This is a genomic window from Flavobacterium granuli (assembly GCF_031456055.1).
Classification (GTDB): Bacteria; Bacteroidota; Bacteroidia; order Flavobacteriales; family Flavobacteriaceae; genus Flavobacterium; species Flavobacterium granuli_A.
In genome coordinates this window covers 335027-350526 of the sequence record NZ_JAVDTX010000002.1, presented here as the reverse complement: position 1 = coordinate 350526, position 15500 = coordinate 335027, and the positions used below count along the sequence as shown (strand labels likewise).

Annotated in this window: 12 protein-coding genes; 5 read left to right on the top strand and 7 right to left on the bottom strand. The window is 31.3% G+C overall.

Going from position 1 to position 15500, the window contains the following annotated elements:
• Positions 1 to 5: 5 nt before the first annotated feature.
• The 4 genes from J2W95_RS05720 to J2W95_RS05705 all read left to right on the top strand — a co-directional run bounded on the left by J2W95_RS05720 (position 6) and on the right by J2W95_RS05705 (position 5836).
• The gene (locus J2W95_RS05720) at positions 6 to 1709 is read left to right on the top strand and encodes a RagB/SusD family nutrient uptake outer membrane protein (protein ID WP_310004854.1); all 1704 of its coding nucleotides are present in this window, start codon (positions 6 to 8) and stop codon (positions 1707 to 1709) included.
• Between the two features lie 35 nt (positions 1710 to 1744).
• Positions 1745 to 3574 carry a hypothetical protein gene (locus J2W95_RS05715; RefSeq protein ID WP_310004852.1) on the top strand — a complete coding sequence of 610 codons (1830 nt, stop codon included), beginning with the start codon at positions 1745 to 1747 and terminating at the stop codon, positions 3572 to 3574.
• Between the two features lie 115 nt (positions 3575 to 3689).
• Positions 3690 to 4835: a DUF4960 domain-containing protein gene (locus J2W95_RS05710; RefSeq protein WP_310004850.1), complete on the top strand. Its 1146-nt coding sequence runs from the start codon at positions 3690 to 3692 to the stop codon at positions 4833 to 4835.
• An 83-nt stretch (positions 4836 to 4918) separates the two neighbouring features.
• Positions 4919 to 5836, top strand: a complete 918-nt coding sequence (locus J2W95_RS05705) for a carbohydrate kinase family protein (RefSeq protein WP_310004848.1) — start codon at positions 4919 to 4921, stop codon at positions 5834 to 5836.
• 631 nt (positions 5837 to 6467) lie between these two features.
• Here J2W95_RS05705 and J2W95_RS05700 read toward each other — a convergent pair.
• Positions 6468 to 7391, bottom strand: a complete 924-nt coding sequence (locus tag J2W95_RS05700; protein ID WP_310004846.1) for a hypothetical protein — start codon at positions 7389 to 7391, stop codon at positions 6468 to 6470.
• Between the two features lie 826 nt (positions 7392 to 8217).
• Here J2W95_RS05700 and J2W95_RS05695 point away from each other — a divergent pair.
• On the top strand, positions 8218 to 8871 hold the full coding sequence (locus J2W95_RS05695) for a M15 family metallopeptidase (protein ID WP_310004844.1): 654 nt from the start codon (positions 8218 to 8220) through the stop codon (positions 8869 to 8871).
• Between the two features lie 643 nt (positions 8872 to 9514).
• On the opposite strand, the gene J2W95_RS05690 is transcribed toward J2W95_RS05695, so the two are convergent.
• The 6 genes from J2W95_RS05690 to J2W95_RS05665 all read right to left on the bottom strand — a co-directional run bounded on the left by J2W95_RS05690 (position 9515) and on the right by J2W95_RS05665 (position 15486).
• Entirely contained in the window at positions 9515 to 10081 is a 567-nt protein-coding gene (locus J2W95_RS05690; RefSeq protein ID WP_310004842.1) for a hypothetical protein, read from the bottom strand.
• 1 nt (position 10082) lies between these two features.
• Positions 10083 to 11264, bottom strand: a complete 1182-nt coding sequence (locus J2W95_RS05685) for a THUMP-like domain-containing protein (protein WP_310004840.1) — start codon at positions 11262 to 11264, stop codon at positions 10083 to 10085.
• Position 11265: 1 nt separating this feature from the next.
• Positions 11266 to 12357 carry an AI-2E family transporter gene (locus J2W95_RS05680; RefSeq protein WP_310004838.1) on the bottom strand — a complete coding sequence of 364 codons (1092 nt, stop codon included), beginning with the start codon at positions 12355 to 12357 and terminating at the stop codon, positions 11266 to 11268.
• A 76-nt stretch (positions 12358 to 12433) separates the two neighbouring features.
• Positions 12434 to 13384 carry a zinc metalloprotease gene (locus J2W95_RS05675; RefSeq protein WP_310004836.1) on the bottom strand — a complete coding sequence of 317 codons (951 nt, stop codon included), beginning with the start codon at positions 13382 to 13384 and terminating at the stop codon, positions 12434 to 12436.
• 211 nt (positions 13385 to 13595) lie between these two features.
• Positions 13596 to 14546, bottom strand: a complete 951-nt coding sequence (locus tag J2W95_RS05670) for a zinc metalloprotease (protein ID WP_310004833.1) — start codon at positions 14544 to 14546, stop codon at positions 13596 to 13598.
• A 298-nt stretch (positions 14547 to 14844) separates the two neighbouring features.
• Entirely contained in the window at positions 14845 to 15486 is a 642-nt protein-coding gene (locus J2W95_RS05665; protein WP_310004832.1) for a DUF4159 domain-containing protein, read from the bottom strand.
• Between the last annotated feature and the right edge of the window lie 14 nt (positions 15487 to 15500).

Sequence of the window (15500 nt, the reverse complement as noted above, 5' to 3'; positions counted from 1 at the left end):
GAATTATGAAAACAAAATTTAAAATAGTATTTGCATTTGTTTTAGGACTGCAAATGACATCTTGTGTAACTGACAGCGATTTAGAAGTAACTGAATATAATGTTCTTTCCGAAACTAATGTTGATCCTGATCAATTTGTAATTGCTGCCTACAGTGCATTGGATTACCGATACAATACAGGACAAACTAGAGATAATTGGCCTTTTGATCATGCTCCGTCAAATTGGGTGGCTTGTGATATTCGTTGTGGAGATGCCTACAAAGGAGGCGGAGGAACTGGTGATAACCCTGGAGGCGGAATGCACCAATTAGAAACACAGAATTTATTTCCTTCAAGCGAGAATGTATACAACCTTTGGAGAGCAATTTATTTTGGCATTCAACGTGTAAATACTGGTTTGAAAACATTAAATACTGTGGACGCAGCTCAATTTCCAAATAAAGAAGTGAGAATTGGAGAACTAAAAGTACTAAGAGCTCATTTTTATTTTGAAGCAATTAAGAATTTTGGCTCCATAGTTTGGATTGATGAAAATACTCCTGCTAGCGATATCAATAAAATTCCAAATACATTCGATTTCAACTTTATGTGGTCAAAAATTGAAGACGATTTGAATGATGCTATCTCAAAATTGCCAGATACTCAAACAGAGTCAGGCAGAATTAATAAGGTGGTTGCCTATGCCTTTTTATGTAAAGCTCAAATTTTTCAAAAGAAATGGACAGAAGCTATAGTAAGTTCAAATTATGTAATTAATTCGGGTAAATACAACTTAGTTTCAAATATTGAAAAATTATACTCTGAACCAGGTTATGGAAATTTAGAAAATGTATTTGCTGTTCAATATTCTATAAATGATGGGTCTAGTTTAGGTAACCTTAATTTTGGGAATTTATTAAATGCTCCTGACAGTCCTGGTGATGATGTAAATAATCCATATCTAAATGGAGATGATTTTGATAAACCGTCCCAAAATTTAGTAAATGCCTACAAAGTGGGTGCAGATGGATTGCCTTTATTTGATTCTTTCAATAGTTCAAATGTTACTCTAACGGATTTAGTTGATCCAAGATTGGATCACGCTATAGGAAGGGATGGTATTACTTGGAAAGATTGGGGAGCAAGAGCGCAACAGGGAAATTGGAATAGAGATGCATCAACTTATGGTAATTTTTTAGTAAAGAAAAATGTAATTTCTCCAAATTCAAGTGGTTTAGCATCAAATCCTACTGGTTTTCCATGGGCACTTGGAAATTTAGATTTTCCTATTATCAAATACAGCGATGTCTTACTATGGAAAGCGGAAGCATCAATCGAAAGCGGAAATATTCCAGAGGGGGTTTCACTAATAAATCTGATTAGAACTAGGGCAAAAAACACTGCTTATGTAAAAGATTTTGCGAACCCTTCGATAAATGCGGCTAATTATTTGATAAACACCTATACTTCAAATTTATCCAAAGACCAGGCTACTAAAGCCCTAAGAATGGAAAGAAGATTAGAACTAGCCAATGAAGGTCATACTTACTATGATTTAGTTCGATGGGGAATTGCTGAACAATATGTTAACGACTATATCGAAGTGGAAAAAACCAGACGTGGTTATTTACAAGGAGCTTCTTTGCAACCACACGAATTATATCTTCCTATTCCTCAAATAGAAATAGACGCTAGTTCAGGTGTTTATACGCAAAGAGCTGGATATTAATAAAATAACTAACCAAAACCAAATTTTTTAATATTATGAAAACAATAAAGAAACAATTTTCCTTTTTTAAAATAGCAATAGTATTTTTTGCATTAGCTATTACCTTATTTGGATGTAGCAAAGATGATAATTTTAATGATAATGTTCCAGATTACACGGAATCTATTATCCAATCCTTCAAGGTGGGCGATAAATATGCAGATATTAATCATACTATTGGAACTATTACGATGACATTGCCATCAGGCAGTGATTTGAAACATGTAGTTGCCGAAATAAGAATTCCTGATTCTGCAACAATCTCACCTGCTTCAGGAACAACTTTGGACTTCAGCGCAGGACCAATAACATTTGAAGTAAAATCAACAAATGGTGCCCATAGAACCTATACGGTAAGTATTGCTGCCTATGGAGACCCTAAAATGCTATCCTTTGCTATTGGAGATAAAAATGGAGTCATTGATGAAGTAAAAGGAACTATTGAAGTAGAAATTGGAAGTCAAGACGGAAGCTTAAGTAGTTTGGCTCCATCATTTGTAATTGCTGAAGGGACAACCGTTGATTTTGCTTCTGGTGTTGCCAGAGATTTTACTGCACCAAAAGTGTATACTATTTTATCTAATAATGGTTATACTGCAAAACAATATACAGTTACTGTTAAGCAAATAAAAACTCCTTCAATCGAATCTTTCGAAATAAATGGGACAGTCGGTATTATTGATAATGCTGCTAATTCGATTGTAGTGATATTGCCTGCTGGAACCAATTTATCTAGTTTATCCCCAGTAATTGCTTTGCCTGCTGAACAAACTGTGAGTCCAAGTTCTGGAGCTAATCAAGATTTCTCAAATGGAGCTGTACAATATACTGTTACCAATAAAGAAATGTTAACTAAAGTGTATAGTGTGACCGTTCAATCGATAGCCGCTACAAAATATGCATTTTTAGGACTTGAAGACAATATTAGCTCGCTAAAAGATGACGATGCAAAAGCGGCTGCCACTTGGATGCAAGCTACATATGGGGTTGACTTTAAATATATTAAAATTGATGATATTTCAGCTCAAAATATTGGAGACGTAAAAGTAGCGATGTTGTATTACTTGACCCCAAAAGAAGATTTAGGTTTCTCTGCAACAGCAACTGATGTATCTACTATGTTACCTGCTGCTTTAAGAGCAGGAAGTTCTCAAGTACAAGTACTTAAATCTTGGGTAAAAGGTGGAGGAGATATCCTTATTGCCGGTGATCCAAATCCTTTTGTATTTTCTTTAGGAAGAGTCCCTGCAAATTTTGGTGCTGCTAGAGCTCCAGGAAATTATGTTTATTCTGAGTTTGGCTGTTCAGGTTCTAACGGATGTTATGATACAGGAAAACCATCAGATGATATTTGGGGACTAGGAATGAGAGATTCAAATAACTCTGGCAATAGAAGAGGTCATGCAATTTTTAATAATTTAACTTTTGAAAATGGTGAATATTTACCATTACAAAATAGTGCTAATAGAGAAGTTAGATTGATTTGGTGGCAACATTTTGATGGAATTTTGAATCCAAGCTGTTGTGGTTCGGATGCTGCTGCACAATTTGAAAAAACAATGACAGCAGTTAAGTTTGGTACATTAAGACATATTGGGGACGCATTTGGTTATGGCGCTGTCGAATTTAAAAGAACTGACTTAGCTAATGATGCAGCTTTTGATTCTACTATTTCAACTGACTTTAAAGGTCATGTTTTCGTAATCTCGAATACTATTCTAGGTTATGAATGGGATTCAAATGGTTCAACAAATGCCTATCAAAATAACATAGAAGTATTTACCAAAAACATCTTGGATTACTTGTATACTCTTGATAATGACTAATAAATCTATTAATTTTTTTAAAAAAGAATAGATGAAGTGAAACATATCATAGCGGGTTATAACAATCAGCTATGATATGTTAACTTAAAAACAATTAAAAAATAAATTTCTACAAATGAAAAATAAAAAATCAATCATTAAATATGTTTTGTTGCTTGCACTAGCAACAATAACATATTCGTGTGAAGAGCGTCTCAATTATGATGATGAGCTTCCTACTACACTTAACATTATTCAATCTATCAAAATAGGCGAAACAGAAGCAACTATTGATGATTTATCGGGTATAGTAAATTTTGTTCTACCTTCTGATACGAACTTGTCTGCCGTTGAATTAGATATAAAAAGTGCTGATGGGGTTGCCATATCTCCAGCTTCAGGTACAATAGTCGATTTAACAAGTCCTGTTTCAGTTACGGCAACATCAGGAGGTAAAACAAGAAAATATCTTGTTAACGCCCGTTTGCTCCCAAGTCAAATTGCATTTGTAAATGAAGCCGCTTCAATAGATTTAATTGCAGATGATGATGTAAAGGCAGCAGCACAATGGACAAAAGATACTTACGGCAGCAAATTCGTTTATATCCCGTTCTCAGAACTCACAACTGATGCTTTAAAACCGGTAAATGTTGTTTTCTTTTATCATGACGCTGTAGGAACATCGGCTTTGCCACAAGAGAGTTTAGATAAAAAAAGTGTATTAATCCAATATGTTGTTGAAGGAGGAAAAATGCTTCTAGGCGGTATGGCAACTAGTTATGCAGCGGTATTAGGTCGAGATAAAAGCGGGCTTTTAACTCTTAAGGGTAATGGCGCTGGAGGACCCAATCCCGATATCTGGACAATAGGCGCAGGAGCAAAGTTTCAAACTGATCAAAGAAGTCATCCTATTTATAATTTTACGCAAGTTATTTCAACAGATGCCAATGGTGATTTTCCGGTTATAGATGCCGGTTACAAAGAAGATCATAATAATTTATGGGATTTAGGTCCATTATTAGCTCCGGGTAATCAGCTTGGTCAGTTTGCTGAATTTCAAAGACTCTATGGAGGTAAGGTTTTAGCAACCTGGAATCACGTTGCCGATGAAGCCACTGCAGGAATTATTGAATTCACACCAAATTCTGTGTTTGCAGGAACTATCATTGGTATTGGTATTGGCGGTATGGAATGGGCTATGAATGATGGCAGAATAAATGCATACGAGTCTAATATCAAGGGAATTTATCGCAATTCAATTGATTATTTAGGTACCAAATAATGATGGATTAAGTTAAGTTAGGTTTTTTGTTGTAAAGGGTAAGACTGATGCTCTTACCCTTTAATTTATTAAAATTAGAAAAAATGATTAAATTATTTAAAGTTAAAGCGGTTACATTCGGAGAAGTTTTATGGGATGTATTTCCAACCCAAAAGAAAATAGGAGGAGCACCATTGAATGTAGCACTTAGAATGAAATCCTTTGGAGCGGAATCCACCATTATCAGCAAAATTGGTTCCGATGTTGATGGTAAAGAAATTGTTTCTTTTTTGTCAGAAAAAGGGATTGATGCGGATATGATTCAGGTTAGTGAAGAGTATAAAACGGGTGTGGTTAATGTAATGATTAATGAAAAGGGAAATGCATCATATGATATTTTATATCCTTCTGCATGGGATAAAATAGCATTGAATGAAGATATAAAGAAAAAGGTTTCTGATGCTGATGTTTTTATTTTCGGAAGTTTAATCTGTAGGGATGAGGAATCTAGGTCAACTTTAAATGCATTATTGGAAGAAGCAAAATATAAAGTTTTTGATGTCAATTTAAGAGCTCCTTATTATACAACTGATGTACTAGTAGAGCTTATGATGAAAGCTGATTTCATCAAGCTTAACGATGAAGAATTATTTGAAATAAGCAGAAAATTGGATTCCCCTTATAATTCTTTTGAGCAAAATATTAAATTTATTGCTGACAAAACAAATACAAAACAAGTATGCGTTACTAAGGGGGCATTTGGCGCTGTTTTGTACTATAGTGAGAAGTTTTATTATAATAGCGGTTACTTTATTAAGGTAGTAGATACTGTTGGTGCAGGGGATTCATTTTTAGCATCATTGATAGTAAGGTTATTAAGAGGAAAATCACCTCAAAAGTCATTGAATTATGCTTGTGCGATAGGAGCTTTAGTAGCTGGAGAAGAAGGAGCAAATCCGAAGATTTCTGAAAAGGTAATTAGTGATTATATGATGATTGAGAAAAAAAACATTAAAAAATAGTTTGAGATTCTATTATTAACTATAGCGAATATGCAAGCAAAAAATAGAGAAAAAGTTTAATTATATTCTTATTTGCATATCTACTAACAGTATCGTATTAAATTAATTTTAATTTTTATACTTCTACGTGTTTTTATGATTGATAGAATTGGACGTATAAATGATGTTTATTGAATTAATAGGATATAGCATCATTAGCATTGATTTATACTCCTTTTTTCCAGCTGAATAAGAAATGCTAGTTACAATTTTTTTCTCTGAGTTTGGTGCTGGATATTTGCCAAAAAACAACGTAAAGAATTGTTTATTAGAGATGTAAAGCTGGTTAACGACTTGATTTAGAGATATTATAATTCGACCTTTATTAACTTATTAAATTGGTATAATTCTGGAGCTTCTTGGAGTAAGCCACTGCCAAGTATAGGAGCCGGTGCTCGTTATCAGGTAATCGAAAAGGTCGGTCAAAAAGTAAACGCTGGAATTGATGTTGCGGTTGGCCGTGGAGATTGGGGGTTTTATTTTAGAATTACTGAGGCTTTTTGAGATTGTGTTGAAAAAGAAAAATTAGTGATTGAAACTCTTTATAGACCTTTTTTTTCTGATTTAATGTATTGGAGGTAAGTGTATTAATTTATTTTTTTTCTAACACATGGATTACTTTATTTTTGGTATCCAATATTGTAATATACTGTGATAAAAAAGAATGGTCAAGAGTGAGTGTGTTTTTTTCTGTTATTTCTAAAGGCTTATGAGCGGGGCTAAAATTTTCTCTATCGATACCATAAAGATTTACGGTTAAACGGTTATCGATTTTAATATTATACCAATTATATAGCGTGCTGGGTTCGTCGTAAAAATTTTCAATATCTCCTTCATTTTTCAGCTTTTCAAAATACGAATCCTCTATAGTAAAACTACCTTTTCCCCCAGCCGTATCAAAAGTTAATAAAAGTTCTTTTCCTTTATGTTGTATTTTGATCATTGGGTGATTGTCTAGTTTTCGTGTAAAATAGGGCAGTGAGGTGATGTAGTTTTTATGATTTTTAATGTCATTCCAGTTCTCAATATCCTCTATTTGTTTGTAGAAAGTCAGTTCGTTCCTTAAGTAATCTATTTTCATATCATAGCCTCTAAAAAAATCAAAACCAATCTGACCAATAACGGTAGTGGAAATCGCCTCCAGAAAATCAAAATTATTACCTCTTACATTTTTTAAGGCCAAATATTCATTAGTTCCAACTTTGATTTGATCAATTAGGGGATATTCGAGTACTTCATATTTTTGTCCGCTAGCCACAAATCCTGAACCTACTGCTTTGGATTCAGCTCCAACCACTTTTTTAGAATGAACAGAGAAAGCTTTGCTATTTCCCGTATCAAACATCCAACGACCTTTTACTCCATTGATTTCACCATTTATAAAAGGCCAATCATTAATTAGAGCCACTGGAATTTTTACCACGTTACCTTCTAAATAAATACGTTTATTTTCTTGAGCATAACTATTAAAAGATACAGTGACAACGATGACAAACAAGAATTTTAGTAGCTTCATTATTATTATTATTATTAAAATAGGTTTTAGTTTTTGCTTTCTACAAGTTTAGTCAATATAGATTGATTTAAAATCACTGAATCTTGACTGTTTAATAAGATTTAAGATATCTGTAAATTGATGGTGAAACATAGCTTAAAATTTAGAGTCACTTCTGAGAGAACATCCTTTTGATAAGATCAAGGAAAGTTAATTAAAGCAAATATATATAATTTCAAGATATTAAATTTTTTAATGATAATGTGCAAGGGCTGTTTAAACAAATTACTTTTGAGTGTTTTTATAAAGATTAAAAATGCTATAGATAGAAAAATTGAATAATCAGAAATTGATTTTTATCGAAAAATTTTCCCTTGAAGTATAGAAGTTTGAAATTTAGAATATGCCCATAAAAAAAGCCCTAATTTTTTAAAAGATTCGAACCTATAGCCTTGAGCCCTTTATTTTTATGCCTTTTTTAAATTTATATTTCAAATTGCCACGATTTTGCCTTAAAAATTTCATCTATTTTGAAAACGATTAAATTAATCTACTCATTCTTAGCGGGTTGAAAAATAGAAATATAAATTGAAGTTTTCGCTTGAACGCCTTGTATTTACAGCTGTTTAGATCGTATAACCGTTGAAGTTTAGTTACTTATGTCTTGCAATTAATATTTTTAATTTGCAATATAATTATGTCTTTACTTACAAAGGATCGCGGGTTCGGAAACTTCTGCGTTCACAAGGAACCTTATAATCTTTGATTGTAAGGTTTTTTTGTTTTAAGATATATTTACTTTTCTAAACCCTTTAAATTTTCCTATTTTTATGAAAATTTATTTGTTATGACTTCCTACCTCAAACCCTTGTTAGTTTTTCTTTTTCTTCTAAACCTGCTCAATTGTAATTCGCAAACTGTTACAAATGCATCAACATCTTTGGATGCTATAAATGATACTACTTTTGTAAATTTAAAAGACTTCAGTCAAGATTTTATTTACGATATGAAATATGCCACAGATGACAATTTTTTGAAATCTAAAGTATATGATTGTGCAGAATGTTATTTGCGTTATAAGACTGTAAAAGCGCTTATTTTGGCCAATCAAAGATTTATGAAGAAAGGTTTTAAAATAAAACTTTTTGATTGTTATCGACCTTTGGATATTCAAAAAAGAATGTGGGCAATAATTTCGGATCCTCAATATGTTGCAAACCCAAGTAAAGGTTCAATCCATAATAGAGGAGGAGCGGTAGATATCACGCTGGTTGATTTTGAAGGAAAAGAATTGAATATGGGAACTTCTTTTGATTTTTTTGGCAAAGAAGCCAGTCATGATTATCGTGGTTTTTCTAAAGAAATTCTAAATAATAGAAATCTATTGAGAAAGGTTATGGTTAAAGAGAATTTTAATTCTTTCGATTCTGAATGGTGGCACTATAATTTAAAAGCTGGTTTAAAGGATACTGTTTCTAACTTTAAATGGGAATGTAAATAATTTGTTTTCTTATTCTAAATTATCCTTTAAAAATTCCTTTTTATTGTATTCTCGTTCTTAGAGAGTTACAAAATAGCTTGTTTATTTATCTTTTTTTTTATGCTATTTTTTTTAAAACTTAAGTGTCTAAAGACTTGTGAGTTGGTTGTTTTGTAAGAATTAACACTTAAATAAGTGTAAAAAATGTATTTAATCGATTATTTTGTTGTTTAATTGATTTATATTTTTACTTTCGCGCTTTAAATCATTTAAAAACAATGGTTTAAAGTTGAAATATATTAACCCCCATATTGAATTATTAGCAAGTGCTACTATTGCTTTTTAATTCAAATTTTGATTTAAGAATAATGATGTTGAATTTGTCAAAATTTTTTATCAAAAAAAATACGAATCGTTAGATGAAAAGGATATTGCAGAATAGTTTTTTTAAATGTATTGGACCGGAAAATAAATCAGGAATTACATTTGTTGAAGTACTTGTTGTTGGATGGCTAGTTCCATTGGTAGTACAAAATGTTAAAAATTATATTATCAGTATTGATAAACAAAACAATAATCGAGAGAGTTGTAACGCATAAAAAAACATCTTCAAATGTATCTAAGAATCATTTGAAGATGTTTTTTTATTTTGTATAAAAGATATTTATTCTACACAACGTAAGTTGTCTATGAAATAAGTTTCAGGATGATATATTTTTCCGTCTAATTCGGCGGTGAATTCTTTCTTGAATATAATGTCTTCAACGTCTGTTAGATATTTTATTCGCATTAAGGAAACTGGAGATGTTTTTAAATCATCATAGTTCTCTTTTGTGAACATAAAAATTCCTGATTTCACTCTATTGTCAAAACCTTTGTCGTCTCGTATCATAGAACCACAATTTTCTTGGTCTATATGCAACAGAGTAACGATTTTTCCATTTTGAAGCTGCAAGAAAACTTTTGAATCTTTATCAAAACAATTTGCTTTTACAAAATCTTTACTTTTTTGGATTAGTTGCAAGGTTAGCGTTGGTAATCCATCTGTTAACGCTAAAGAATAAAAAATGTAATTAGAATTCCCTCCAAAAACCTTTTCACTAATTAAGTATTCTTTTGTGGATTTGTATGTTCCAATGGAATCGGTAACGTTTGCAGTATATTCACAAGGTTTTTGAGCAAAAAGATTAAAACTAAAAAAGCATAAGGCTGTAACAAGTATGTATTTCATTTTATTTTATTTTGGTGCAAATTAAAACAATTTTGTTGTTATTTTCATCGGTTGTAAAAAAACAATATAAATCTCCACCATCTTTGATTTTCCATTTTTTTCGAATGCTTTCAACTGAATCAGAAAAATTTCGGGTAGTAATATTGGCTTTCTGATTTTCTAGATATTGTTTCATATCACTTTTGTTATAAGTAATACAGTTTTTAATTTCAAAGATTCTTCCGGGAAAGTCTTTTTGCTCTTCTGAGGTGTATAAATGTGAATGTTTATGTAATTTATTCAATTCATAAAAAAGGCCAACTTGATCAAAGCCTCCAGATTTCATAATCGAACTATTGGGCTCGTATAAATATTTCTGTGGTAAACTAAAGGTTGGCTGTTCTTGAGTGTCGTTTAATATAAATTCAAATGTTTCTGTTTTTTCTTTTAAAAGGTTAATAGTTTTAATAATAACAGCTCCGTTATAGTCTTTTTCTAATTCCCAAAGTAATTCTTTTACTTCATTCTCAACTGCAACTATATGTATGGATTTGATATGATCTAATTCATTTATACCGGCAGTAATATCCAATATTGGTGCCGTTTTTATTAAAATAGAATTTGATTTTTTGAAATAAAAGTTTAGATTTTCAGGTACATTTGGCAAGCAATCTTTTAGCATAAAAACTTTGCCTTTGGTATCGTTTCTTCTGGATGGATCTATGTAAATCCAATCCCATTTGGTATTTACGCTCGATAATGTTTCAAAACTATCTCCAACATAACAAGTGATGTTGTTGCTGTTTAATTGTTTACAGTTGTGCTCTACAATGCTGGATAATTCCGCATTGATTTCACAATGTGCTACGCTTTTTATTTTTTTTGAAAAATAATAATCATCAATACCAAATCCGCCCGTTAAGTCAATTAGATTTTCACCCGAAACGATTGAGCTTTTGTATAAAGCTGTCTTTTCGGAAGAAGTTTGTTCAATTGAAATTTTACTGGGATAAATTATATTTTTAGATGAAAACCAGGTTGGTAGCTTGTCTTTTGCCTTTGATTTTGCAGCAATTTGATTTAGTATAGAAATCCATTCCACATTTGGAAATGGATTTTTTTGAAGAGCCAATTTTGAAATAGATGCTCCAATATTTAAATCAATAAAATCTTGAATTTTAGAGTCTAAAATGTCTAGGTTCAATTTATATGTTTTTTGTTATTAGTTGAATAAATTTATTATCTGGAAAAAATTCTTTGCATATTACTTTTATAATCGTGTATAAAGGAACCGCAATAATCATTCCCATGATGCCAAATAAGAAGCCTGCTATTAATATTATTAGAAAAATTTCCAAAGGATGTGAACTAACACTTTTTGAAAAAATTATTGGCTGTGAAAAGTTATTGTCTATTACTTGTACTATCCAAAAACCTATTAGTACATAAATTGTAGTTGGTGAAATTTCGGATTGAAAGTCAGAGCCTAAGTTGCTTAACATAGTTAAAAGTGCTGCTAAGATTGAGGCAATTAAAGGACCTATGTATGGTATTATATTTAAAACGGCACATAAAAAAGCAATAACTAAGGCATTTGGAATTCCAAAAACAAATAAGACAATAGTGTATAATATAAAAACTACGAAAAGTTGAACTAGCAAACCTATAAAATACCTAGTAAGTAATAGGTTTATTTTTTCAACTGAGTTTAAAATTTTTTCTTCTTGGGAGTCAGGAATAAGTAGTTTGGCACCTTTTAAAAATATAGTTTTGTCTTTAAGGAAGAAAAAGGTAATGAACATCACGGAACCAAGACCCATTCCAAAATTACTAATTGTTCCTGCTACAGAATTTAAAAAATTAGGTATTATATTGAAATTTACTATTGATTTAAAGTTTTTTGAATCAAAGACTGTTGCAGAGTCTATATGATGGTTTTCTAAAAAACTGTTTAATTGTTTGAATAGTTCCAAACTGTTCTTTTCTATTTCAACTGTATTTAAAAGAGACAAATTTTGACCTTGTGATATAATCAATGGAATGAACATCATTATAAAACCCAACATAATTAAAATATAAATCATCAAAACTGTAATTGATGCAAAAGTATGTTTGAATTTTAATTTTTTCTTGAAAAAATCTAAAACTGGTAAGCCAATTAAGGCTAGTATTAATGAAACCAGTAGATAAATTAATACGTTTTGAATTTGATACAGAAAATAAAGAAGTAAAGCTGCTAAAATTAAAGTGCTTATTGCCCTTAAAATTCCATTTGCAATAATTTTGGATGTAATCATATCATTGTATTTGGTTATAAAGATAAAAAAACTCGCTAAATTTTAGCGAGTTTTAAAAACTATAAATTCATTATGACTATTGGGCGAAACCAGCTCTTATACCACCAGAAACAAATAATGCAGACATTCTTGTTTTTTGACCATTAGTAAACATATACATTCCTCTATCGTCAGTATAATCCATGTAATTCATTGTCATTTCATTATGACTTGGCAAACAAGTACTCACGTATGGATATGCTGGGACACCAAAATTTGAAGTTTTCGCAACTGGTGTGTCTGCAACCAAATCATTTCCGCATGATGAATCTCCCCAAATATGACGTAAATTCATCCAGTGCCCAACTTCATGTGTTGCTGTTCTTCCTAGATTGTATGGATAACTGTTACTTGCAGATAAACCAAAATATTTAGAATCAATTACAACTCCATCAGTTGCTAATGAACCTCCAGGAAATTGTGCATATCCTAAAATTCCATTTCCTATTTTGCAAGCCCAAATGTTTAATACAGTAGTTGGAGTAGTTGGGTCAATGCCTCCTTTTTTTGAACTTTTCATTGCATCTCTAGTTCCCCATGAACTCTTTGTTGTTGATTTTCTCACAATTTTCACTAATTCAAATGTAATACCAATATTTGCAGCAACTGTAGCGAATTCAGTTGGAGTACTTGAAAAATCAGAGTTTGTAGCTGTATAATCTTTATTTAAGACATTAATCTGTGATTGTATTTGGCTGTCAGAAATGTTTTCAGCAGAAGTTCTATATAGAACATTTACGACTACAGGGATTACGATTTTACCGTTTACAAGACGTTTAGTTAGCATTGCATCTTTGGTAAAAGCTTCAATTTGATTCATTCTTAATACCAATGTTGGATCCTCTTTTAATTGAGCTTCAAGAACTTCTTGTGTTGCACAATTACGAAGGGTAGATGAATCTGTTTGGGAGATTTCTGAGCCATTATCTTCATTTTGACATGAAAAAAGCATTATAAATGCAACTGCGGATAAACTAATTTTTTTCATAATAGCCTGTGTTTAAAAAATTGATTTTCAGTTAATTAATTTGAAATTTACAATTATTTATTGTTTAAGTATAAATAAATCGGTGAACTACACTTTTATAGTAATGAATGTTAAATTCTTTAAAATTTAAGTAATTGTAAAAAAAAAACTCGCTAACAAGTAGCGAGTTTTTACATTCTAATAACAAATTAAATCAAATTCCCAAAAGCAATTAAATTCCGAAAGAAGCTCTTGCACCACCTGAAACAAATAATGCACTCATTCTTGATTTTTGACCATTCGTAAACATAAACATTCCTCTGTCGTCTGTGTAATCCATATAGTTCATAGTCATTTCATTATGAGCAGGAAGACATGTGCTTACGTGTGGATAAACCGGTACTCCATAATTAGCAGTTTTAGCAACTGGAGTATCTGAAACTAAATCATTTCCACAAGATGCATCTCCCCAGATATGTCTTAGGTTCATCCAGTGTCCTACTTCGTGACTTGCTGTTCTTCCTAAATTGTATGGGTAATTTGCTGTACCTGATAAGCCAAAATATTTAGAATCAATTGCCACTCCATCAGTAGAAGAAGAACCTCCAGGGAATTGAGCATAACCTAGAATTCCTCCACCAATAGTACAAACCCATAGATTAAGGTTTGTTGTAGGAGATGTAGCTGCGATACCACCTCTTTTTGCATTTTTCATAACGTCATTAGTCCCCCATGAACTTTTTGTTGTTGATTTTCTGTTGATTTTAACTAATTCAAATGTAATACCAACATTTGCGGCTACTCCTGCAAATTCAGCTGGTGTATTTGCAAAATCAGGGTTTGTTGCAGTGAAATCTTTGTTTAATACATCAATTTGTGATTGTATTTGTGCATCCGAAATATTTTCTGCTGCAGTTCTGTATAATACGTTCACAACTACTGGAATTACAACTTTTCCATTTACTAAACGTTTTGTCAATAAAGCGTTTTGAGTAAAAGCTTCAATTTGATTCATTCTGATAGCCAAAGTAGGGTCGGCTTTTAATTGAGCTTCCAATACATCTTGTGTTGCACACTTTCTTTGTGTAACAGCGTTAGTAAGTTCATTAGAAGATTCATTTTGGTCGTTTTGACAAGAAAACAACATTAATACAGCAACAGCTGATAAAATTAATTTTTTCATGTGATAATGGTTTTTGTTATAAAAAAGTTTGTTTGGTTAATTATTTTACAATTTTATAACAAAAGATCAATTATTTGAAATTAATTTAACAATTTTTTTTCTTTATTTTAGAAATTTACTGGTTTTATTGACTTGGTTTGTAGTAATTTAGGTGTAAACACGTAGCTTTAATTTTGTTAAATTAAATAATTTATTAAAACTCATGATTTTAAAAAAGGTAAAATTTATTATTTTACTTGTTAAAATTAGTAAGGAAAAGAAATAAAATATTGAAAATGAATTTTTTAATTAGATATGATCAATTTGTGAAAATATAATTAATAATATTGGCTCCCATTTTTAAAGCTTTTTCACGAACTTCTAAAGGGTCATTATTAACTTCAGGATCTTCCCATCCATCTCCAAGATCACATTCGAAAGTGTAGAGTAGAACCAATTTGTTTTCGATGAATATTCCAAATGCCTGTGGTCTTTTTCCATCGTGTTCATGGATTTTAGGCAATCCATTAGCAAAAACAAAAGTTTTTTGAAATATTGGATGATTTGATGGAATTTCAATCAAATTATTATTTGGAAATATTTTCTTTATTTCCTTACGAATGTATTGATCCATTCCATAATTATCATCAATATGGAGGAAACCTCCGCCAAGTAAATATTTTCTTAAGTTCGTAACATCACTTTCACTAAAGACAACATTACCGTGGCCTGTCATGTGAACAAAAGGATAGGAAAGAAGGTCAGGACTGCTTGGTTCTACAGTTCTGGGTTTCAATTTTATTTTTGTGTTTATATTGGCATTACAATATTTTATTAAATTTGGTAAAGAAGTTGGATTTGCATACCAATCGCCCCCGCCACTATATTTTAGTAAAGCTATTTCTTGAGAGAAACAGCTTAAAGAAGAAGATAGTAATAATAAAAACAGTGCTTTTTTCATTGTAAAATTGAATT